Genomic DNA, 20162 nt, shown 5'->3' with positions numbered 1-20162 from the left:
GTCGGATCAGCGGCCAGGCCTCTGTCGGGAGGTCCCCCGGTTCCCGTGTAACGGCGCGCCGCATTGCGGCGATAGGCACCGGACCCGGTAGGCTGTCTATCCGCCATGAAAGAACCCTCTGATCCGCCGGTGCCTCCACGCCGCACGCTGACGCACCGCCACGACATCGACGGTCTCCGGGGGCTCGCTATCGCCCTCGTGGTGATCTTCCATGTGTTCGTCGGCCGGGTGTCCTCCGGTGTGGACGTGTTCCTGCTCATCGGCGGTATCTTCTTCTTCGGCCCGCAGATCCGCAATGCGCTGGACCCGCGCGGTCTGACGATCGTGCAGTCGTTCCTCCGGATCTTCCGGCGCCTCTATCCGGCCCTGGTGGTGGTTGTCGCCGTCACCCTTGCGGCTGCGGTCGCGGTGTACGCGCAGGTCCGCTGGGCGCATGCCGGGCAGGACGCCGTGGCGTCCCTCCTGTACTTCCAGAACCTCAACCTGGCGTCCGAAGGGCAGGACTATTCGGCGATCGGCACGGATGTCAGCCTCTACCAGCACATCTGGTCGATGTCGGCGCAGCTGCAGGTCTACCTCGGCTCACTGCTGGTCATCACTCTCGTTGTCGGTGCCATCAGCCTGGTCTTCCGCAAGCCCACCGGCAGCCGAGTCACGCGGACGCTGGTCATGGTCGCCACCGTGGCGTCCTTCGTCTACGCGGTCCACCTGCACGGCACCGACCAGGGCCTGAACTACTACTCGCCGCTGAGCCGCTTCTGGGAGATCGGCCTCGGTGGCATCTTCGGGTTCTACCTGCTGCGTCGTCCGGTGCCCCGGTGGGTGCGCTGGCCGGCCGGCTTGATCGGCCTGGCGCTGATCATCGGCACCGGTCTCTTCCTCGACGGCGCGGCGCAGTTCCCCGGCCCGCTGACGCTCATCCCGCTCGCCGGTGCCGCGTTGGTGATCCTCGCGGGCAACCCCGTCAAGGGCGACACGGACGGGGAGGTCGGCCTGGTGGGTGTCACGGCACTGCTGTCGACCCGTCCGTTCCAGAGCCTGGGCCGGATGTCCTACAGCCTGTACCTGTGGCACTGGCCGCTGCTGACGCTGGGGACCTTCTACTTCGCCACCGGCACGGTCACCAACGCCGGTGGCCTCAGCGGCATCACCGCCACCCTCGGCAACCGTCGTGGACTGGCCGTCGGCCTCGGCGTCATCCTGGTCTCCCTGGTGCTTGCCTGGCTGACGAACCGCTACATCGAGAAGCCGCTGCAGCAGGGCCGCAAGCCCGTCCGCTCCTGGATCATCGGCGACCGCGGTTACCTCTACCCGTCGCTCGGTACGGGTTCAGGCAAGGTCAAGGCCGGCGCCGCGGTACTCCTCACCGTGCTGACCGCGGCGGTTCTCGCGTTCCAGCCGTGGGTCGAGGCACGCAATGACGAACGTGCCCAGGCACTGTCGGTCGACGATGTCGACCCGGAGCAGTACCCCGGCCCGGCCGCGCTGCTCGACGGTGCACCGGTGCCGGAGGTCGACCAGATCCTGCCCGACCCGATCGATGACGGGCCGATGATGGCGGACACGCTCAAGGACGGCTGCGTCGCCCACTTCGAGCACTCCGACCTGATCTTCACGAAGTGGTTCAACGAGGACGACGAGCCCTGCGAGTACGGCGATGTCGAGTCCGACCGCACCATGTACCTCGTCGGTGGTTCCCACTCCGAGCACTACCTGCCGGCCCTCGACCTCATCGCCAAGCAGCGTCACATCAAGATCATCCCGATCATCAAGCTGGGCTGCGTCCTCGGCATGGGCGATCTGCCGAAGTGGGACGGCAGTGACTACCCGGAGTGTGCGGAATGGGACCAGAAGGCCCAGGACTACATCTTCGACAACCCGCCGACCGACGGTGTCTTCATGACCGTCACCCGGCCGACGACGATCCAGGGCGACGGTCCGGACCAGGTGCCCGCGGAGTACCACGACATGGTCAAGCGACTGTCGGACGCCGGGATCCACACCTGGGGTGTCCGCGACACCCCCTGGATCCTCGACCGTCCGGGTGCCCAGGGCAATGCCCGCGTCTGTGTCGCCGACGGTGACTACGAGCGGGACAACCCGGAGAAGGACTGCGGTGTCGACCGGGCGGAGGCGATGAGTCCGGTGAACCCGGCCATCGAGGCCTACGCGGGTCTCGACGTCACGGAGATCGACATCACCGATGCGGTGTGCACTGAGACCCGGTGCCCGGGTGTGGTCGGCAATGTCCTGCTCTACCGCGATGCGCAGCACTTCACGAACCTCTACGCGGCGATGCTCGCCCCGGAGATCTACCGGCAGATGTACGACGGTGGGTCCATCAGCGGTTCCGCCGTGCCATCGGGAGCCCCGGTCGAGGGTGCACCCGGTGCGGAGCCGGCTCTCCCGGCGCCCAAGGACGTGACCCGGATGGCGAAGCCGCTGGAGAAGGGCTACGTCGAGTCCGATCCCTCGCTGCTGGCGGAGCGGGGCGCCACCTCCTCGGAGGCGCCCACGACAGAAGCCCCCGTGCCGGAACCGGAGCCGGAACCTGAGCCCGTGGCACCGCCGTTCGTCGACATGGACGGCGACGGCTACGACGACAACACCTTCGGCCTGGGCTTCGGGTTCAACTACAACCCCAACGGCTACGGCGGGGGTTACGGCTACGGCGGCGGAGGCTACGGCTACTAGCGGGTGCCCGGTCCTATTCGGCGAGGTCGCCGAGGGTCGAGGAGAGCGGCAGGCCCTCCCAGGAACCGGCGGCGAGGCTACCGGTGCCCAGGGACCCGGCGGTGGAGATAAGGGAGCCGAGGACGTCGGTCTCGGGGACGGAGCCGACGACCATGGTGAGCAGGCCGTCGATCGTGGTGTTGCCGGTGGCGCCCTCTGCGGACGCCGCACCCGCGGCGTCGGAGGAGGCCCCGGAGGAGGAGAAGGGGGCAGGCAGGTCAGCAGCGGAGGCGACACCCGTCAGACCGGCCGCGGCCAGGCCGGAGGCGGCGGCGACAGCGGCGAGACGATGACGCATCGGGGAGTGGGTGCGGGCCGGGCGTGCACGGTGACGACCGGCGGCAGGGGAGACGGTGGTGGTGCGCGAGGAGGAAGTCATGGACAACAGTATTGCCGCCCACACCTCTGTGATCAAGCGCACCACCGGTCACACGGCGTCCCCGCTGTCCCCGCTGTCTCCGCTGTCTCCGCTGTCCCCGTCGTCCCCCTCGTCACTGACTGACATGAGGTCGTGCACCGTCGCGAACTCGTCGAGCCCCATCGACTCGAGCATACCCGGGCCCTCAGTGGGCCAGACCTCGTCGCCGTGGACCGGCAGGAAACTCAGGGAGTCCCCGTCCGGCAGGCAGAAGACGACGGTGTCCTGCGCGGTGAGATTGAGCAGGGCGTCCCCCAGCAGATCATCGGGGAACAGGGTCACGAGGATGACGTCCGCCGGACCCTCCGCCCCGTCGGCGGTGTCTTCACCGACGAGCTCCGGCAGGGAGGTGCGGATCTCCGGGGTGGCACGGATGCCCTCGAGGTAGGCCTGGGCGAGATTCTGCCGGTGGAGCCGCTGATTCGTGTCGTCGTCCTGCAGGGTGCGCACGAACATCGGGGCGCCGGGGGTCAGCATCGCCTCGGGTTCGGTCTCCTGCTCGACCGCCCATTCTGCGTAGCTGCGCATCTCGGGTTTCGCCTCACCCGAGAGGAACTGCAGGTCCTGGGTGGCGGCGAACTTCGCCTCCGAGAGTTTCGCGGCGGTCCCGGCCAGCGGGGCGTTGATCCCGTAGTAGGACCACTGGGGACTGCTGGTCGGGTCGTGGCGGAACACGACCTGGGCAACAGCGCTGCCGGCGTTACCGGCACTGCCGGCGCCGCTATCCGACTCATTCATGGGGCACCTCCGGTTCAAGGATCGCGACGAGGAATCCGGCGTCCGGTGCAGCGTCGGCACCACCGGCACCACCGGCACCACCGGCACGGGGTCGCAGATCCCAGGAACTGTACTCCTGGCTGATCCGCAGCCCGACCGCCGCGGCGTCCTCACTGAAGGCGGTGTGGTCGCGACCGCGGTCGAGTCCGAACCCGACGACGAGGCGTCCTCCCGGGGCCAGACGCTTCTTCAGGACGCCGAGGGCGGCGCGATGCGCCGGGTCCGGGATGAAGGCCAGCACGTTGCCGGCCGAGACGATGAGGTCGAAAGGGCCGGCCGGGACCTCGGCGTCCACGGAGAGGTCGCCGGTGTGCCAGTCGACGCCGGGGTAGCGTCCACGGGCGTAGTCGACGAGGGCAGGGTCGATGTCCACGCCGGTGAGCTGCAGGTTGCGCCCTGTGTTCCCGGTCGCGGCGTTCCTGGCGGCAAGGTAGCCGGCAAGGCGCCCGGTGCCCGCCCCGGCGTCGAGGATCCGGTCTCCGTCGGACGCCAGGGCGTCGATGAGGCGTGCTTCCCCGTTGATGTCCCGGCCCTGTGCCTCGAAGGATTCCCACCGCGCGATGTAGTTGCGCGAATGATCCGGATTCCGGTCAGTGACCTCGGTCCAGCTGGTGATCATGGGGTCCAGTATGCCGCAGGACGGCGGGTCGGTTCAGATGCGGCTCAGACCAGCGTCGGCAGGACCTCGTCGAGGATCTCCCGGGCGGTCTGCTCCGCGGCCGCCCGGTCGCCGTCCACCAGGCCGATCCGGGTACGCCGGTCCAGCAGATCGTCGACGGTCAGCGCCCCCTCATGGGTGACATGGAACTCGAACTCGGCGCGGGTCACGTCGATGTCGCGGGTGGGCCCGACAGACTCCAGTGGGCATCCGACGGTGGCGCCGGCGACCACCGCCGGGGCCTCGAACCCGAACCGGTCGACCAGTGAGGCCGGCAGTCCGGCGACATCCGCCGGCGAGATGCCGACGGCCGCATCGGAGCCGGGCGCGCCGATCAGCGGGGTGTTCTCGGTGACACACGGTCCAGCGTGGATGCCCGAGTCAGCGAGGATGGACGCCACGAGGTCCACCGTCTGCTCCGCCATCAGCCGGTACTCGGTGAGCTTGCCGCCGGTGACGGTGACGAGATTGCACGCGGTATCGCCGCCGCCCGAGGCGTCCTTCCCGCGCAGGATGATGTGTTCACGGGAGAGGTCGGCGGTGGAGGAGTCGGCGTCCTCGGTGAACTGCACCAGCGGACGCAGCCCGGCGAAGGCGCCGAGGACGTCGCCGGGGGTCAGATCGACGGCGAGAGCCTGGTTGACGACGTCGAGGATGAAGCGGACATCGGAGTCCGGCACCTCGGGCACGTCCGGGATCACGTCGGAGCCGTAGTCCTCGTCGGTGATGCCGACGTAGCAGCGGCCGAGCTGCTCGGGGAGGATGAAGCAGAACCGGGTGCCGTGGCCGGGGACCGGGACGGTCAACGCGCCGGTCGGGTTGCCGACTTTGTCGGCGTCGATGACCAGGTGGGTGCCGCGCGAGGGGCGGATCTTCACCTGGGGCTCCATATCGCCGGCCCAGACGCCGGTGGCGTTGACGATGACGCCCGCCTCGACCTGGAACGGGATGCCGTCGGCCGCGCCGGTGCCGCCGGTACCGCTGGTGCCGGAGGTGTCGAGAGTATCGCTGAGGGTGACGCGTCCGCCGGTGCCGTCCGCGACGATGTCGGTGGCGCGGGTGTAGGTGAGGATGCGGGCGCCGTAGCCGGCGGCGGTGCGGGCCAGGGCGGTGACGAGGCGGGCGTCGTCGACCAGCTGCCCGTCATTGTTGACGTAGCCGAAACGCAGGTCAGAGGTCTCGACCGCCGGGCAGAGCCCGATGACCTTCTTCTTCGACACGGTGCGGGAGCGCGGCAGGGTCTTCCCGGAGGTGCCGGCGAGGACGCGCAGGATGTCGCCGCCGAGGAAGCCGAGGCGGGACAGGATGTTCACCGGCAGCGGGTAGCGGTCCTGGACCGGGGTGACCTGCGGGAGCGTGCGGGTGAGGTGAGGTGCGGTGGACTCCATGAGGATGCCCCGTTCCCGTGCCGAACGCTTCGCGATACCGACGTGGCCGCTGGCGAGGTAGCGCAGGCCGCCGTGGGCGAGCTTCGAGGACCAGCGTGAGGTGCCGAAGGCGAGGTCGTGGGCGTCGACGAGGAGGACGTCGAGACCACGTGTCGCGGCATCCAACGCGATACCCGCACCGGTCACGCCACCACCGATGACCAGGACATCCACCCGTTCCGGGCCTTGGGCGGCGTTGGCGGAACGGGCCTGCAGCTCCGCGAGGTCATGGGCCCGGCGGGCGGCGTGCAGACGGGCGGCGGTGGCGTCGAAATGCGGCATGATGTCGAGCATAAGTGCCGGGCGGACGCCGCGGGGGAGGTTGGACTCACCGGACGACCGGCGTCTCGCACGCCACCGGACCTACCACCCCACTTAGCAGGTGTGAAGACAGGTGGTAAGGCGGGTGGTGAGTCGCGCTTCCCCGGGACCGTCCCCGGACCTTCGCCGAACCGGGCCCGCGGCGTCCGGCACGCCGGTAGGCTGCACAGCCATGACCAACGATGCTGTGACCGGCACTTCCGCCGGCGTCTCGCTGCCGCCGATGAAGTTCAACCTCTGGGGGGCTGTGGAGGAGGCGAAACCGCTGGGGGACTCGACCCGGAAAATGCTCGCCAAGCTCATGGGCGTCACCGGGGGCGGCGGCACCGCCGCGAAGGACGTGGCCGTCGCAGACATCCGGCTCACCCCGGTCCGGCTGGACGCGGGTGACCTCACCGCCCTCGCCGACATCGTCGGCGCGGACCACCTCACCACCGAGGACGCCCAGCGCGCCCCGCGGTCCCGCGGCAAGTCCTCCCTCGACCTGCTGGAATGGCGGGCCGGCGCAGCGGGGCAGGAGATCTCCGCGCCGGACGCCGTCATCGCCCCGGGCACCGATGACGAGGTCCTCAAGGTGCTGCAGTACTGCACGGAGCACAGCATCGCTGTCGTGCCCTTCGGCGGCGGCACCTCCGTCGTCGGCGGGCTCACCCCCTTCCATGAGGACGGAGGCCACGGGTACGCCGGTGTCGTCAGCCTCGACCTCGCCCGCTTCGACACCCTCAGCGACGTCGACCCGGTCTCCGGTCTCGCCACCTTCGGCGCCGGACTCTCCGGCCCCGCCGCCGAGCTCAAGCTCGCCGAGCACGGCCTGCAGATCGGCCACTACCCGCAGTCCTTCCCCTACGCCACGATCGGCGGGTACGCGGTCACCCGCTCCTCGGGACAGAACTCCGCAGGGTACGGCCGGTTCGACGACATGGTCCGCGAACTGACCCTGGTCACCCCGTCGGGGATCATGACGGTGGGCCAGGCGTCCCCGGCATCCGCGGCAGGTCCGGACCTGCGCGAACTGGTCATGGGGTCGGAGGGGGCCTTCGGCGTGGTGACGTCCGTCCGGCTGCGCGTCCATCCGGTGCCGCAGGTCAAGCGCTACGAGGCCTTCACCTTCCCCGACTTCGCGACCGGCGTCGCCGCGCTGCGCGCCGTCAAACAGACCGGCACCGGGCCTACCGTCATCCGGCTCTCCGACGAGATCGAGTCCTCCATCAACCTCTCCTCCGGCGACAAGGCCGGCGAGACCCAGGCCCCGCCCGGCTGCATGTGCATCACCATGTTCGAGGGGATGCCCGAGCACGCGGCGTCCCGCCACTCCGAGACCCGTGACCTGCTGCTCGCGCACGGTGCGACGAGCGTCGGCGAGGACCCGGCACGCCACTGGGAGCAGGGACGCTTCAACGCCCCCGTGCTCCGCGACTCCCTGCTGGACGCCGGTGCGCTGTGCGAGACCCTTGAGACCGCCACCGACTGGGCGAACGTCCCCCGGCTGAAGAGAGCCGTCGGGGAGGCGCTGGCGTCGTCCCTGAACCCGTCGGGGACGATGGCGCTGATCATGTGCCACGTCTCCCACGTCTACGCCGAGGGCTGCTCGCTGTACTTCACCATCGTCGCAGCGCAGCAGGGTGATCCGGTGGCGCAGTGGCGCGCCGCGAAGACCGCCGTCACCCGCGCGCTGACCGAGAGCGGCGGCACCGTCACCCACCACCACGCCGTCGGCAACGACCACCGCCCCTTCATGAACGCCGAGATCGGGGAGCTGGGTGTGGCCGTCCTGCAGGCCGTGAAACAGCGGCTCGATCCGGCGGGGATCATGAATCCCGGCACGCTGGTTGAGGCGACCTCATGAGCGGGCAGGACGGGGCCTACGAGGTCGGCCACGTGGACCTGCAGCGCGTGGCACTGCTGACCAACCCTCACGCCGGGAAAGGACGTGCCGGGCTGTCCGCGGAGATCGCCCGGGGACGCTTCGCGCAGCACGGCATCGACGTCGTCACCATCCAGGGCGCGGATCCGGAAGGTGCCCGTGACCTGGCGCGGCAGATGGTCGAGGACCCGGAGGTGGACGCGCTGGTGGTGTGCGGCGGCGACGGGCTGATCAACCTCGCACTGCAGGAGCAGGCCGGGTCCGGTGTGCCGCTGGGCATCATCCCGGCGGGCACCGGCAACGACCACGCCCGTGAGTACGGCATCCCGACGCACCCGCGCCGGGCGGCGGATATCATCGCCCGCGGGTTCTACACCACCACTGACCTGGGGCGGATGCGCGCGCTTGAGGGGAAGGACGCCGGCCGCGAGCACTGGTTCGGCACCATTGCCTGTGCCGGTTTCGACTCGCTGGTCAGTGACCGGACGAACCGGATCGTCTGGCCGAAGGGGCAGATGCGCTACAACCTGTCCATCGTCGCGGAGTTCCTCAACTTCCATTCCCTTCCGACGCGGCTCGTTCTCGACCCGGACACCCCGGAGGCGCGGGTAATCGAGGAGAACATGACGCTCGTCGCCGTGGGCAACACCAAGAGCTACGGCGGAGGCATGCTCATCTGCCCGGACGCCGACCACCACGACGGCATCCTCGACATCACCGTGCTGGAGCGGATGGGCCGGGCGAAAGCGGCGTTCAAGTTCATCAAGATCTTCGACGGCAGCTTCGTCGAGGAGGAGGGCGTGAACACCTACCGGGCGAAGAAGGTGCACATCGAGATGACGGACAGGCGTGGCAGGCGCATCAACGGTTACGCTGACGGTGACTGCTTCGCACCGTTGCCGATGGAGGTCGAGCTGGTCCCGGGTGCAGGACGCTACCTCGTGCCCCGGCCCTGACGAACCGGCCTATAAGTGCGCAGGTCAGTGAGTTGCCGGGACGCCGGCCGCGAGCTTCGCGGCCGCGATACCGTTGGTCCTGGTGGGGGCCTCGGTGACAGGTGCGTCCGGCACGCCGGCGGCGAGCTTCGCCGCCTCGACCCCGCTGATGTGGGCCGCGTGCTCCGGAGACGCGGAGGTGGCGTCCTTCCCGGAGGTCTTCTTCCCGCTGGAACCGGTGAGCTTCCGGATCACCTTGCCGGCCAGGACCGGGCGGTCGATCTGCGCGCGGGTCAGGGCGACGTTCTTCGCGTGCGCGGTGCGGGTCTTCAGGCTGCTCAGGGCGGTCATGGCTCTGAGCCTAGCGGGTGGCGGAGGGGCGGGCGGTACGATCGCCCACATGACTGCTGAGAACCAGACCTCATACCGCCGCCTCGCCGTTGTCACCGGAGCCTCCGCCGGTATCGGGGAGGCCACCGCCGTCTCGCTGGCCGTCGACGGATGGGACGTGGTCCTCGCGTCGCGGCGTCCGGAGAAGCTGGAGGCCGTGGCGTCCCGCATCAACGAGGAGGCGCCGGACGCCACCACCCACATCGTGAAGGTGGACGTCACCGACAAGGAGTCGGTGGCTGACCTGGCCGCCCGCGTCGCCGAGTTCGGCGGGGTGGATCTGCTGGTCAACAACGCCGGCGGCGCCCGGGGGCTCGACAGTGTCGTCGACGGGGACGTCGAGGACTGGCGCTGGATGTACGAGGCGAATGTCATCGGCACGCTGCAGGTCACGCAGGCGCTGTTCGGTGAACTGACGAGGACGCCCGCCCCGCAGGTCATCAACATCGTCTCCATCGCGGGACGCTGGGGCTACCGTGGCGGGGCCGGTTACAATGCCGCGAAGTTCGGCGAGACCGCGCTGAGTGACGTCATGCGCATCGAGTTCGCGGAGAAGGGCGTGCGTGTCTGCCAGATCGACCCGGGCCGGGTGGAGACCGAGTTCAGCCTCAACCGCTTCAAGGGGGACGCCGCGAAGGCGGACGCGGTGTACGAGGACGTCATCAACCTGCAGGCCGAGGACATCGCCGAGACTGTTCGGTGGGTCGCGGACCGGCCGGCGCACATGGACGTCGACACGGTGATGATCCGGCCGGTGGACCAGAACCTCAAGGCGTAGGGGAAGGTCTGCGCCGAGTCTGCGCCGAGTCTGCGCCGACAGATCGGGCCATCAGTGCCACGGAACGGGCTGAATGTCGGCGCAAACCCGGTAGGGGACGGTTGGCCCGTTGGGGGAATGCCGGGAACCTACCCCTTCAGCTCGGTGGCCAGCGCGTGGAAGGCCGGGGCCGGGTTGCCGAAGCGGTGCAGGGTCATGGCGAACGCCTGCTCCTTGAGCCACAGGCGCAGCTCCACCCGACCTGAGGCGGTCACCTCGTCATCCAGGAGAGCGACCTCGGGGCGTCCTGCCATGGTCTTCCGCGTGGCGGCAGGCACCGAACCGACGTAGCGGACGCGGGCCGAGGCGTCATCGTCGAGGGCACCGAGGTGCAGCTGGGCGGTGAAGGTGTCGTCGTCCAGCACAGTGAAGGTGAAGCCCAGCTGGCCCGCGGCGGTCAGCACCGAGTTCACGTCCGCGGACACCGAGGGAGCGGCGATGACCTGGACCGTCGCACCGGCGCGGGACGCCGCGACGAGGGCACGCGCCACCTTGACCGCCGTGGCGTCCGCGCTGACCCGCAGCACGACCTCCGCCGGACGGTAGCGGAAGATGTTCGCCTCGGACTGCAGGCCCGAGAGGTCGCGCGGGGTGCCGAACTCCTCCGACCAGGCAGCGGCGTCATCCACTGCGGCGGTGGTGAGCCACGCCAGATCATCGGCGGACAGGGCGTGCTCACCGTGGGACACGGCGCCGAGGAAGGCGTCCACCGCACCGGAACCGGTGGCCACACCGACCTCGACGGGCTTGGTCACGGCGTCGGACCACGTACCCATGAGCATGACGTAGTTCGGGCCGCCGGCCTTCGACCCCAGGCCGACCGAGGACTTCTTCCAGCCGCCGAAGGACTGCCGCTGCACGATCGCGCCGGTGATCCCGCGGTTGACGTAGGCGTTGCCGACGCGCACCTTGTCCGCCCACTGCCGCACCTCCGCGACATCGAGGGAGTGGATGCCGCCGGTCAGGCCGAAGTCGGTGGCGTTCTGCAGCTCGATGGCCTCCTCCAGGGTGTCGGCGCGCATGAGTCCGAGCACCGGGCCGAAGACCTCGGTGAGGTGGAAGAAGGACTCCGGCTTCACGTCCGCCCGGATGCCCGGGGACCACAGCCGCCCGGTGTCGTCGAGCTGCCGCGGCTCCACCAGCCACTTCTCGCCCGGCTCCAGGGTGGTCAGCGCACGCTCCAGCTTGTCGGACGGCAGCTCGGTGAGCGGGCCCATCGTCGCCCGCAGGTTCGTCGGCCAGTCGACGATCATCGACTTCGCGGCGTCCACCAGCTGGCGCAGGAACCGCTCCGACTCGTAGACCGTGCCGACGAGAATGCCGAGGGACGCCGCGGAGCACTTCTGCCCCGCATGCCCGAACGCGGACGCCACCAGGTCGGCGACAGCCAGGTCACGGTCGGCCGAGGGGGTGACGATGATGGCGTTCTTGCCCGAGGTCTCGCCGTTGATCTGCAGGCCGGGGCGCCAGGAGCTGAACATCGCGGCGGTCTCCGAGGACCCGGTGAGGATCACCCGGTCGATGCCCTCGTGGGAGACGAGGGTCTGCCCGACGGACCGCTTGGCGGGGTACACACCGCGCAGCAGCTCACGTGGCACACCGGCGTCCCACAGTGCCTCGAGGATCTCCATGGAGCAGTGCGGGGTCGGCTTCGACGGCTTGTGGATCACACCGGCACCGGCGGCCAGCGCGGCGAAGGTACCGCCGGCCGGGATGGCCAGCGGGAAGTTCCAGGGCGGGGTCACCAGGACGACGCGGTCCGGGGTGAAGGTCGCGTTGCGGACCTCGGCCAGGGCCTCGGCGCAGTGCGCGTAGTAGCGGGCGAAATCGATGGCCTCGGAGATCTCCACATCGGCCTGCTGGACGGACTTGCCGACCTCGGCGGCGGCGACCGAGATCAGGTGTCCGCGCCGGTCGGCGAGGATGTCAGCGGTGCGGTACAGGATCGCCGCCCGCTCACGCGCTGGACGCTCAGCCCACTCGACGGCCGCGGCGGCGACCGAGGTCACCAGGGGGTCGATGTCGGCGTCCTGCACGGATTCCGGGGTGGTGAGGGCGTCGAGGAAACCGTCGGAGGTGGCGTCCGCGATGGCGGACGCCGCCCACGCCTGGTTGGCGGGCAGTGACGGGTTCGTGTCCGGCTCATTGGCGAAGGCGGGCAGCGGGGCGTCGGCGTAGGACGCGGCGGTGGCGTCCTCCAGCACCTCGGCGCCACGGTCCTGCAGGTGGTTCGGACCGGGGGCGGTGTAGCCGTCGTGGGAGAGCAGCACCTCCAGGTCGGCCAGCGAGGCGCGGAACCGCTTCTCCTCGCGGCGGAAGGTCTCGTTGCCCGGGGCGATGTCGAAGACGCCGGACATGAAGTTCACCGTCGCAGAGTTCTCCTCCAGTCGCCTGACCAGGTAGGACACCGCCACGTCGAATTCCTGGGGGCGCACCGCCGGGACGTAGAGCAGCAGCTGGCCGACATCCTGGCTCACGGCCTCGGCCTGGTCGTTGGCCATGCCCTGCAGCATCTCGAACTCGACCCGGTCAGCCACGCCACGCTCGACGGACAACGTGTGGGCGAAGGCGATGTCGAAGAGGTTGTGGCCGGCGACGCCGAGGCGCAGGCCGGTGAGGTTCTCGCGGTGCAGCGCCCAGTGCAGGACGCGCTTGTAGTTGGCGTCCGTGGCCTGCTTCGAGGCGCAGGTGACGTTCGGCCAGCCCTGCATTTCGGCGTGGACGGTCTCCATCGCCAGGTTCGCGCCCTTGACCAGGCGGACCTTGATCCCGGCACCGTCGTTCTCCACGCGCTGCGCACCGAAGGCGGAGAGTTCCTGGATCGCGCCGAGGGCGTCCGGCAGGTAGGCCTGCAGCACGATGCCGGCCTCAAGGTCCTTCGTCTCGGGCAGGCTGAGCAGGCGTTTGAAAACGTCGATGGTGAGCCGGAGGTCGTGGTACTCCTCCATGTCGAGGTTGATGAACTTCGAACCCTTCGGCGCCTTCGCCGCCTCGATATACAGCGGGGCGAGGCGGTCGACGACGTAGTCGACGGACTCCTCATAGCCCCAGAGGTTGATCTGGGACGCCACGGAGGACGCCTTGATCGACACGTAGTCCACATCGGGGCGGGAGACGAGGCGTCGGGTCTCGGCGAGGTGGTGGTCGGCCTCCTCCTCACCGAGCACGGCCTCACCGAGGAGGTTGATGTTCAGCCGCTGGCCGCCGGCGGTGAGCTCGGCGACGGCCTTGCCCAGCGGCCTGTCATTGGCGTCCACGATCATGTGGCCGACCATCTGCCGGATGCGGGACTTCGCCGTGGGGATGACGATCTGTGGAAGGGTCGTGGCGAGTACGGAACCTGCTCTGATCTGCGCCCGATCGAGCCAGGAGAGGGTCTTCGGGGTGATCTCGCCGAGGTCGGCCAGGGCCTTCGCGGCGGCGTCCCGGTCCTCGGTGCGGACGACGCGGTCGACGAAGCCGACGGTGAAATCGAGGCCGTTCGGGTCGGAAAGGACGGCGGCGAGGCGCTTGGCCGCACCGGTGTTCCTGCCACGGGTGGCGTCGGACCGGGCGGCGGTCAGCCAGGTGGTGACCTTCGCGGTGGCCTTGTCGGCGAGCTCCGCGAGGCCGGCGATGTCCGCCGGGTCGACCGCGGTGTTGACGGCGGTGGCGGTGTGGGCGGCGTTCCGGGCGTTCTGGGCGTTCTGGGCGTTCTGGGAGTTATTGGTGTTCATGGGGGCAGTCTGCAGCTGAATCCGGTGGGGTGAAAGTGGGGCGGGCAATGAACCGTGGGTTATGAGTCAGAAATCTGTGGAAGACTGTTCTGCATGGATAAAGGTCGGCAGGATCCGCATCGGGGGCGCCCCCGGATCCAGGAGCAGGCGGACGCCATCGTCGCCGGTGTGCTCGCCGGTGCGGGGCCGCGCGTCGGCAGCCGGGAGTACTCCACCCGCCGGATCTCGATGATGACCGGTATCAGTCAGCCTCTGGTGAGCCGGTCGATGCGTCGGATCCGTGGGGTCGGCGACGGGGAAGGTGGTCCCGGCGCCCCCACTGTGCCCGATCTGTCCGGCCTTTCCGGGCGCCGGACGTTGCGGCTGGCGGCCTTTGTCGTCGACTTCCCCCGGATCCGTATCGACTTCACTGACGGTGGCGAGGATGTCGTCGGTGAGGTCAGGGCCTTCGAGCGCCGGGCCACCGCGGTCATGGCTGCACTCCGGATCTCCGGGGCGGACACCTGGCCGACCACCTGGCGTGCGCCGGGGGCCGAGGAACTGGAGCGGGCCTGGGATGCTGACCGCCCGGCCGAACAGCCCTCGGCGGACCCGGATCCGGAGCTGGGCCCGGGATCGGTCCGGGTGTACTGGGAGCCGGGCCGCCAGTCGTGGGAGGTGTTCCTCGCGCGGATCGCCGGATTGTTCGGTGCCTGCGGACGCTCGGTGGACGCGGTGCCCGGCGCCCTGTTGACCGCCCTGTCGGTCCGGGCGGGGCAGGGGCTCCACGGGGTGCGGTGGAGTCGTCGGGGCGTCGTCGAGGGGCCCGGCCAGGGTTACGGTGAAGTTTCACCGACCGCAGGAAATGACCCTCATTCTGACTCAGAACGATCGGCGTCCCCGCCCTACCCGACACCGGTCGTGGGTGAACTCTCGATGGCCGAGCAGGTTGCCATCGCCCTGCGCAAGGAGATCACCGATGCGGGGTACTCGGCCGGCGACCGGGTGACCAGCGTGGTTCTGGCCACCCATATGGGCCTACGGCAGTCGGCGGTGCTCGCGGCGATGCGCCGGCTCGTCGATGACGGCCTGCTGGTCTCCCGCAACGGCGTGTTCTCCCTGCCGCTGGTCACCGGAGCCGACATCATCGACCTCTACGCCGCCCGACTACAGGTCGGCACGGTACTGCTGCGGGCCTGTGCGAGCCGTCCGCGGTATCGGCTGCTTGCCCCGCAGACCGCCCTGCGGACTCTCGAGGCCGCGGTCACCCGGGGGGACGCCGAACGGGTCGACCAGGCTGACCTGTACTTCCAGCAGGAACTCGCCGAGGCGTCCGGTCTGACGCAGTCCGCCCGGACCTTTCATTCGCTCACGCTGCGGCTGCAGATGTTCATCTCGGTGCTGCAGCTCAACTACGGCCAGGCGGTGCCCCGCATCCTCGCCGACGACCGGCGGATCATGGCGGCACTGATCACCGGGGACGCCGAGGTTGCGGTGTGGACCTGGCGCTCGAAGCTGGACAACGCCGTGCGGCACATGAGTGCGGCATCCCAGGTGGGAGGCGGTGGTGCCCGGAGCGGTTCAGGTGGGGGTTCAAGCCGTGCCGGTCGCACCGGGATGCGCTTCGACGTGTCCCTGTGGGAACGGCTGACTGAAGGGTGAGCCGGCGGGGCCCCGCCCGGCCAAACGCCCATCCGCTCAAACATTATGCATGCTGTGACGGGGACTATGGAACCCGGAAAACTCTTTGACCGGTACGTTTCATGTTGGTTGGCAGTGTTGAGAGTGCACAATGTTGCCGCGCCTGCTTCGGACGCCTGTCTCTACCGCGGGTGCCGCACCACGACGAGCGTCCGCACCGGCCGAGTCCCCGGCAGACGGTCGGACGCCAGCAGCTCGTCCAGCTCGACGGTCCCCTCGGCGTCCAGGTGCTCGAAGGGCTCGTCGAGCAGCAGCACCGGGGCATCGGTGAGCAGCATCCGGGCCAGCAGCAGCCGCCGACGCTGCCCACCGGACAGACTCTCCACCCCGTCGACCAGCATGGTGGACAGTCCCCCAGTCAGTCCCCCAGGCAGTCCGGCCACCCACCCGGACAGCCCCACGGCCTCCAGGACGGACAGCATGAGGTCGTCCGGGGCATCCGGCGCACCGACGGCGAGATTGTCCCGCACGGTCGTGGCGAAGATGTGCGCGTCCTCCGGCAGGTAGGCGACCGTCCGGTGCAGCAGCTCCGGGTCGATCCCGTCGACCAGCACGCCGTCGAGGGTGACCTGCCCTTCCCGCGGCGGTAGCAGCCCCGCGAGGGTGAGCAGCAGTGTGGTCTTTCCGGTACCGGACGCCGCGGTCACCGTGTGCCGCGACCCGCAGGGCAGGTCCAGGTCCACGGTGCCGAGCGTCCTCCCATGGCCGTATCCCAGACCGGACGCCTGCAGGTGCGGGGTGTCGGAGACATGGGTGGAGCCCACCACCGCAGGTACCGGCAGTTCCTCCGGGTCGGTGAGCGCGGCGAGGCGGGTGGCTGCCCCGGTAGCCCTCGTCGCGGCCTCAGCGGCCTCGGGCAGGGCAGAGGTCGCCTCGAAAGCGGTGGTGGCCAGCAGCACGAGCACCCCGAACCACTGCGGGGAGTGCACCGGAGCCCCACCGTCGAGGTAGCCGACGGTGGCAACTACCAGGACGCCGACCACTGTCGCGGCGGAGGCGAACACGGACAGTCCAGCGCCGGCGGCCCGCGCCGGGGCGCCGGACTCCTCGGCCGCGGAGAGCCCCCGGGCGGCGTCCCCGGCCTCGGCGAGGGCAGGACGCAGTGTGCCGCGCACCCGCAGAGCAGCAGAGTCGGTGAGCACCCGGTCGACTGCGGCGGCCCAGCGGTCACCGGCCCCGGCCCGACGGGCCTCGGCGGTACGGACCGACCGGGAGACGGCCCAGGGGGCACCGATGCCGGCGACGAGAAGTCCGCAGGTCAGGACTGTCGCGGCGGGGACAGACAGTGCCGCGGTGAATCCGACGGCGAGAATACCGGTGGTCGCCGCGACGAGGGTCGGGACCACGGAGCGGACGATGACGTCGGCGACGGCGTCGATGTCATCGGTGAGGCGGGTGACGAGCTCACCCCGCCCCAGCGCGGCGGTCCGGGACACCGGTGCCCCGGCCAGCCGCCGGTACGCCGTGGCACGGGCAGTTCCCGCGCAACGCAGTGCGAGCCGGTGGGACGCCAGCCGGTCAGTGTAACGGAATGCCGCCCGGGAGATGCCGAGTGCGCGGACCGCGGTCACCGCCACGGTGAGGTCCATCACCGGTGGCATCTGCCAGGCGCGGGTGATCAACCACGCGGAGACGACCGTCAAGGTGAGGGACGCCAGCAGTGTCGCCGTCCCGGCGGCGACCGGTCCCACCAGGTCACGGGTCCGCAGCCCGGTCAGTGGCCGGGCGGTCCGCAGGGCGGTCAGTGTGGTTCGGGTGCTCATGACCTCACCTCGATCCGGTGGTCGGCGGCCGCGGTGACGAGCGGGTCGTGGGAGGCGACGAGGACTGTCGCCCCTTCGGCGGCGCGCCGGGTGAGTGCGTCGAGCATGAGCTGCGCGTTGGCGGTGTCGAGGTGGGCGGTCGGTTCGTCGAGGAGCAGCAGGCCACGGCCGGTGGCGCGTCCCCGGTCGAGTTCGGCGGTGAGCGCGTGGCGTTGCCGCTGGCCCAGGGAGAGGCCGGAGGTGTCGCCGACGGAGGTGGCGTCCACGGTGTCGAGGACGGGTCGTTGCGGCAGATAGGAGGTCCGTTCCCACAGATCAGGGCCGGTGAGGGCGGTGCCGGAGTCGGTGACCGTGGCGGTGCCGTCCACCCCCTCGGTGGCGATGCCGAGCAGGGCGAGCAGGGCGGTGGACTTGCCGGCCCCGTTCGGCCCGGTGAGCACGGTGAGCTGACCGGGGCGGGCGGTACCGGTGACGTCCCGGGGACGGTCTCCGTCGCGTCCGGTGGCGTGCAGATGGCGGAAGGTGACGGTCAGTCCGGGCCAGGCGGGATCACCCGTGGCTGTTGACGTGACTGTTGACGTGGCCGGGGCGACCGGACCGTCCCCGCCGTCCAGCAGTGTGAGGATCCGGTCGACGGCGACCATGCCGTCACGGGCATCGTGGAACCGGGCACCGACCTGGCGGACCGGGGTGTAGACCTCCGGGATGATGATCATCACCGTCAGCCCGGCGGCCAGCGTCATCGACCCGTCGAGCAGGCGGAAACCGATGCCGACGGCGACCAGCGCGATCGACAGTGTGGCCAGGAACTCCAGCACCATCGACGAGAGGAAGGCGATCTGCAGGACCTGCACGGTGGACCGGCGGTGGCGGTCGGACAGTCGTTGCACCTCGGCGACCGGGGCGTGGAGTCGGCCGAGGGCGCGCAGGGTCGGCAGTCCGGAAACCAGGTCGAGCAGCTGGTCGGAGAGGATGCCGAGGGCGGCGAGCTTCTTCTCGGTGCGTCCGGCGGTCAGCGTGCCGACGAGCCACATGAACACCGGGATCAGCGGCAGGGTGATCACCGCGATGAGGGCGGAGCCGGCGTCCAGGAACCACACGACGAGGAGCACAGCCGGGGTCGCCAACGCAGTGGACACCAGTGCGGGCAGGTATCCGGTGAGGTAGGGGCCCAGCCCCTCGACCCCGTCGGTGAGCAGGGTGCGCCAGGTCGCCCGGTCGACGGTGCGGGGGTCGCGGTGGGCCAGCGTGTCGAGGGCGCGGAGCCGCAGGTCCTCGGTCGCCTGCACCGCAGCACGGTGACTGAACCTCTTCTCCGCCCACGCCAGCCCGGCCTGGACCGGGACGAGGACGCAGAGGGTCACCAGGGCGGCGCGGTGGCCGGCGGGACCGGTGTGGTCGGTGACGACCGCGGCCGCTGTCGTCCCCAGCAGGACGCCGGACGCCACGAGTGCGCCGGTGCGCAGGGCCGTCACCACCGCGAGGAGGACGGTCCACCGCCGGGTCGGGGTGGAGAGGGACAGCAGCCGGGGATCGACCGGGCCGGTGCTCATGACCGGCCCCCCGACGCCGGATCCGGCACGGACCCCGTGACATGTTCCGTGACCGGTTCTGTGCCAGGTTCCGTGACCGGCTCCGCGGTGATCCGCTTCCGGAAGACCCAGTACGTCCACGCCTGATACGCGATGACGAGGGGCACGAGGAACAGTGCCGCCCAGGTCATGACAGTGAGCGTGTAATCGGCGGAGGACGCGTTGCGGATGTCGAGACCCACGCCGTCAGCCAGGGTGGTGGGCATCAACCACGGGTAGAGCGACCCGAACAGCAGCACCACCGCGGCGACCACGGTCATGGCGGTGGCGAGGAATGCCACACCGTCGCGGTTCCGCAGCATCGCCGCCACCGCCACGAGGACGCCGACCACCGCGGCGACCGTGACAGCCCAGGTCCAGTCCTTGCCGTGGGAGAGCTGGGTCCACAGCACGAAGGCTGTACCGGTGACCGCGGCGGTCACGGCGACCGGGATGACCAGCCGGTCGGTGGTGTCCCGCAGATGACCGGTGGTGCGCAGCCGGAGGAAGCTCAGACCGTGCAGCAGGAAGATGCAGGTGAACGCGGCGGCGCCGAGCAGGGCGTAGGGGTTGAGTAGTCGGAACAGGGTGGACAGGCCGCTGTCCATGTTCTGGTCGGCGTCCAGCGGGACACCACGGACGAGGTTGGTGAAAGCCACACCCCACAGCACCGGCGGCATCCAGGAGGAGACGGTGACGGTGAGATCGCACCGCCGACGCCAGGTCAGGGTGTCGATCTTGGCCCGCCATTCCAGGGCGACAGCGCGGAGGATGAGCGCGACGAGGATGAGGAACAGGGGCAGGTAGAAACCGGAGAACATGGCGGCATACCAGCCGGGGAAGGCGGCGAACAGGGCACCGCCGGCGGTGATGAGCCAGACTTCGTTGCCGTCCCACACCGGACCGATGGTGCGGACCAGGCCGGTCCGTGTGGCGTCGGACGCGGCGTCGGGGTAGGCAGCGCCTTTCCTGCGTCCGGCGAAGGGCAGCAGCATGCCGACGCCGAAGTCGAAACCTTCCAGCAGGAAGTACCCGGCGAAGAGCACGGTGACGAGGATGAACCAGACGACGGGGAGATCGAGGGACGACATC

Annotated in this window: 14 protein-coding genes; 5 read left to right on the top strand and 9 right to left on the bottom strand. The window is 69.9% G+C overall.

What is annotated here, in order from left to right; translation table 11 throughout:
- Positions 1 to 105: 105 nt before the first annotated feature.
- A complete protein-coding gene (locus Q0A27_RS12080; RefSeq protein ID WP_291475797.1) occupies positions 106 to 2694 on the top strand; it encodes an acyltransferase family protein in 2589 nt (862 codons plus the stop codon).
- A gap of 13 nt (positions 2695 to 2707) precedes the next feature.
- Here Q0A27_RS12080 and Q0A27_RS12075 read toward each other — a convergent pair whose 3' ends face one another.
- The 4 genes from Q0A27_RS12075 to Q0A27_RS12060 are packed head-to-tail and all read right to left on the bottom strand — an operon-like array spanning position 2708 to position 6295.
- Positions 2708 to 3112: a hypothetical protein gene (locus Q0A27_RS12075; protein ID WP_291475794.1), complete on the bottom strand. Its 405-nt coding sequence runs from the start codon at positions 3110 to 3112 to the stop codon at positions 2708 to 2710.
- Positions 3113 to 3160: 48 nt separating this feature from the next.
- Positions 3161 to 3889 carry a hypothetical protein gene (locus Q0A27_RS12070; RefSeq protein ID WP_291475793.1) on the bottom strand — a complete coding sequence of 243 codons (729 nt, stop codon included), beginning with the start codon at positions 3887 to 3889 and terminating at the stop codon, positions 3161 to 3163.
- The gene (locus Q0A27_RS12065; protein WP_291475792.1) at positions 3882 to 4547 is read right to left on the bottom strand and encodes a bifunctional 2-polyprenyl-6-hydroxyphenol methylase/3-demethylubiquinol 3-O-methyltransferase UbiG; all 666 of its coding nucleotides are present in this window, start codon (positions 4545 to 4547) and stop codon (positions 3882 to 3884) included. Before Q0A27_RS12065 ends, Q0A27_RS12070 begins: the two co-directional genes overlap by 8 nt.
- A gap of 44 nt (positions 4548 to 4591) precedes the next feature.
- Positions 4592 to 6295: a glycerol-3-phosphate dehydrogenase/oxidase gene (locus Q0A27_RS12060; protein ID WP_291475790.1), complete on the bottom strand. Its 1704-nt coding sequence runs from the start codon at positions 6293 to 6295 to the stop codon at positions 4592 to 4594.
- Positions 6296 to 6557: 262 nt separating this feature from the next.
- Here Q0A27_RS12060 and Q0A27_RS12055 point away from each other — a divergent pair, with 262 nt between their 5' ends.
- Together Q0A27_RS12055 and Q0A27_RS12050 are read left to right on the top strand one after the other, a co-directional pair.
- On the top strand, positions 6558 to 8180 hold the full coding sequence (locus Q0A27_RS12055; protein ID WP_291475830.1) for an FAD-binding oxidoreductase: 1623 nt from the start codon (positions 6558 to 6560) through the stop codon (positions 8178 to 8180).
- On the top strand, positions 8177 to 9154 hold the full coding sequence (locus tag Q0A27_RS12050) for a diacylglycerol kinase (protein ID WP_291475785.1): 978 nt from the start codon (positions 8177 to 8179) through the stop codon (positions 9152 to 9154). The genes Q0A27_RS12055 and Q0A27_RS12050 overlap by 4 nt, the downstream gene beginning before the upstream one ends.
- A gap of 24 nt (positions 9155 to 9178) precedes the next feature.
- Here the strand turns inward: Q0A27_RS12050 and Q0A27_RS12045 are convergent, their stop codons facing one another.
- Entirely contained in the window at positions 9179 to 9484 is a 306-nt protein-coding gene (locus Q0A27_RS12045) for a hypothetical protein (protein WP_291475784.1), read from the bottom strand.
- Between the two features lie 49 nt (positions 9485 to 9533).
- Here Q0A27_RS12045 and Q0A27_RS12040 point away from each other — a divergent pair, with 49 nt between their 5' ends.
- Positions 9534 to 10301, top strand: a complete 768-nt coding sequence (locus Q0A27_RS12040; RefSeq protein ID WP_291475783.1) for an SDR family oxidoreductase — start codon at positions 9534 to 9536, stop codon at positions 10299 to 10301.
- A 128-nt stretch (positions 10302 to 10429) separates the two neighbouring features.
- Here Q0A27_RS12040 and Q0A27_RS12035 read toward each other — a convergent pair whose 3' ends face one another.
- A complete protein-coding gene (locus tag Q0A27_RS12035) occupies positions 10430 to 14056 on the bottom strand; it encodes a proline dehydrogenase family protein (protein ID WP_291475782.1) in 3627 nt (1208 codons plus the stop codon).
- Positions 14057 to 14149: 93 nt separating this feature from the next.
- Here Q0A27_RS12035 and Q0A27_RS12030 point away from each other — a divergent pair, with 93 nt between their 5' ends.
- Positions 14150 to 15697: a GntR family transcriptional regulator gene (locus Q0A27_RS12030; RefSeq protein WP_291475780.1), complete on the top strand. Its 1548-nt coding sequence runs from the start codon at positions 14150 to 14152 to the stop codon at positions 15695 to 15697.
- Positions 15698 to 15858: 161 nt separating this feature from the next.
- Here Q0A27_RS12030 and cydC read toward each other — a convergent pair whose 3' ends face one another.
- Genes cydC through cydB form a run of 3 tightly spaced genes read right to left on the bottom strand, consistent with a single transcriptional unit; the run spans position 15859 to position 20161 of the window.
- The gene (cydC, locus tag Q0A27_RS12025) at positions 15859 to 17499 is read right to left on the bottom strand and encodes a thiol reductant ABC exporter subunit CydC (RefSeq protein WP_291475778.1); all 1641 of its coding nucleotides are present in this window, start codon (positions 17497 to 17499) and stop codon (positions 15859 to 15861) included.
- Positions 17496 to 19052, bottom strand: a complete 1557-nt coding sequence (locus tag Q0A27_RS12020) for an ABC transporter transmembrane domain-containing protein (protein ID WP_291475776.1) — start codon at positions 19050 to 19052, stop codon at positions 17496 to 17498. Before Q0A27_RS12020 ends, cydC begins: the two co-directional genes overlap by 4 nt.
- Positions 19049 to 20161 (bottom strand): cytochrome d ubiquinol oxidase subunit II, encoded by a 1113-nt coding sequence (gene cydB, locus Q0A27_RS12015; RefSeq protein ID WP_291475774.1) that lies wholly within the window; start codon positions 20159 to 20161, stop codon positions 19049 to 19051. Before cydB ends, Q0A27_RS12020 begins: the two co-directional genes overlap by 4 nt.
- Between the last annotated feature and the right edge of the window lies 1 nt (position 20162).

The organism is Corynebacterium sp. (genome assembly GCF_022712275.1).
Taxonomy (GTDB): Bacteria; Actinomycetota; Actinomycetes; order Mycobacteriales; family Mycobacteriaceae; genus Corynebacterium.
Note: the sequence above shows the minus strand (reverse complement) of the source record. Positions and strands in the feature narration are given on the sequence as shown.

What these genes read in the sequence shown, in the direction of transcription:
- Q0A27_RS12080 (WP_291475797.1), top strand. Translation starts at nt 106, where the DNA reads ATGAAAGAACCCTCTGATCCGCCGGTGCCTCCACGCCGCACGCTGACG.
- Q0A27_RS12075 (WP_291475794.1), bottom strand. Translation starts at nt 3,112, where the DNA reads ATGACTTCCTCCTCGCGCACCACCACCGTCTCCCCTGCCGCCGGTCGT.
- Q0A27_RS12070 (WP_291475793.1), bottom strand. Translation starts at nt 3,889, where the DNA reads ATGAATGAGTCGGATAGCGGCGCCGGCAGTGCCGGTAACGCCGGCAGC.
- Q0A27_RS12065 (WP_291475792.1), bottom strand. Translation starts at nt 4,547, where the DNA reads ATGATCACCAGCTGGACCGAGGTCACTGACCGGAATCCGGATCATTCG.
- Q0A27_RS12060 (WP_291475790.1), bottom strand. Translation starts at nt 6,295, where the DNA reads ATGCCGCATTTCGACGCCACCGCCGCCCGTCTGCACGCCGCCCGCCGG.
- Q0A27_RS12055 (WP_291475830.1), top strand. Translation starts at nt 6,558, where the DNA reads ATGAAGTTCAACCTCTGGGGGGCTGTGGAGGAGGCGAAACCGCTGGGG.
- Q0A27_RS12050 (WP_291475785.1), top strand. Translation starts at nt 8,177, where the DNA reads ATGAGCGGGCAGGACGGGGCCTACGAGGTCGGCCACGTGGACCTGCAG.
- Q0A27_RS12045 (WP_291475784.1), bottom strand. Translation starts at nt 9,484, where the DNA reads ATGACCGCCCTGAGCAGCCTGAAGACCCGCACCGCGCACGCGAAGAAC.
- Q0A27_RS12040 (WP_291475783.1), top strand. Translation starts at nt 9,534, where the DNA reads ATGACTGCTGAGAACCAGACCTCATACCGCCGCCTCGCCGTTGTCACC.
- Q0A27_RS12035 (WP_291475782.1), bottom strand. Translation starts at nt 14,056, where the DNA reads ATGAACACCAATAACTCCCAGAACGCCCAGAACGCCCAGAACGCCCGG.
- Q0A27_RS12030 (WP_291475780.1), top strand. Translation starts at nt 14,150, where the DNA reads ATGGATAAAGGTCGGCAGGATCCGCATCGGGGGCGCCCCCGGATCCAG.
- cydC (WP_291475778.1), bottom strand. Translation starts at nt 17,499, where the DNA reads ATGAGCACCCGAACCACACTGACCGCCCTGCGGACCGCCCGGCCACTG.
- Q0A27_RS12020 (WP_291475776.1), bottom strand. Translation starts at nt 19,052, where the DNA reads ATGAGCACCGGCCCGGTCGATCCCCGGCTGCTGTCCCTCTCCACCCCG.
- cydB (WP_291475774.1), bottom strand. Translation starts at nt 20,161, where the DNA reads ATGTCGTCCCTCGATCTCCCCGTCGTCTGGTTCATCCTCGTCACCGTG.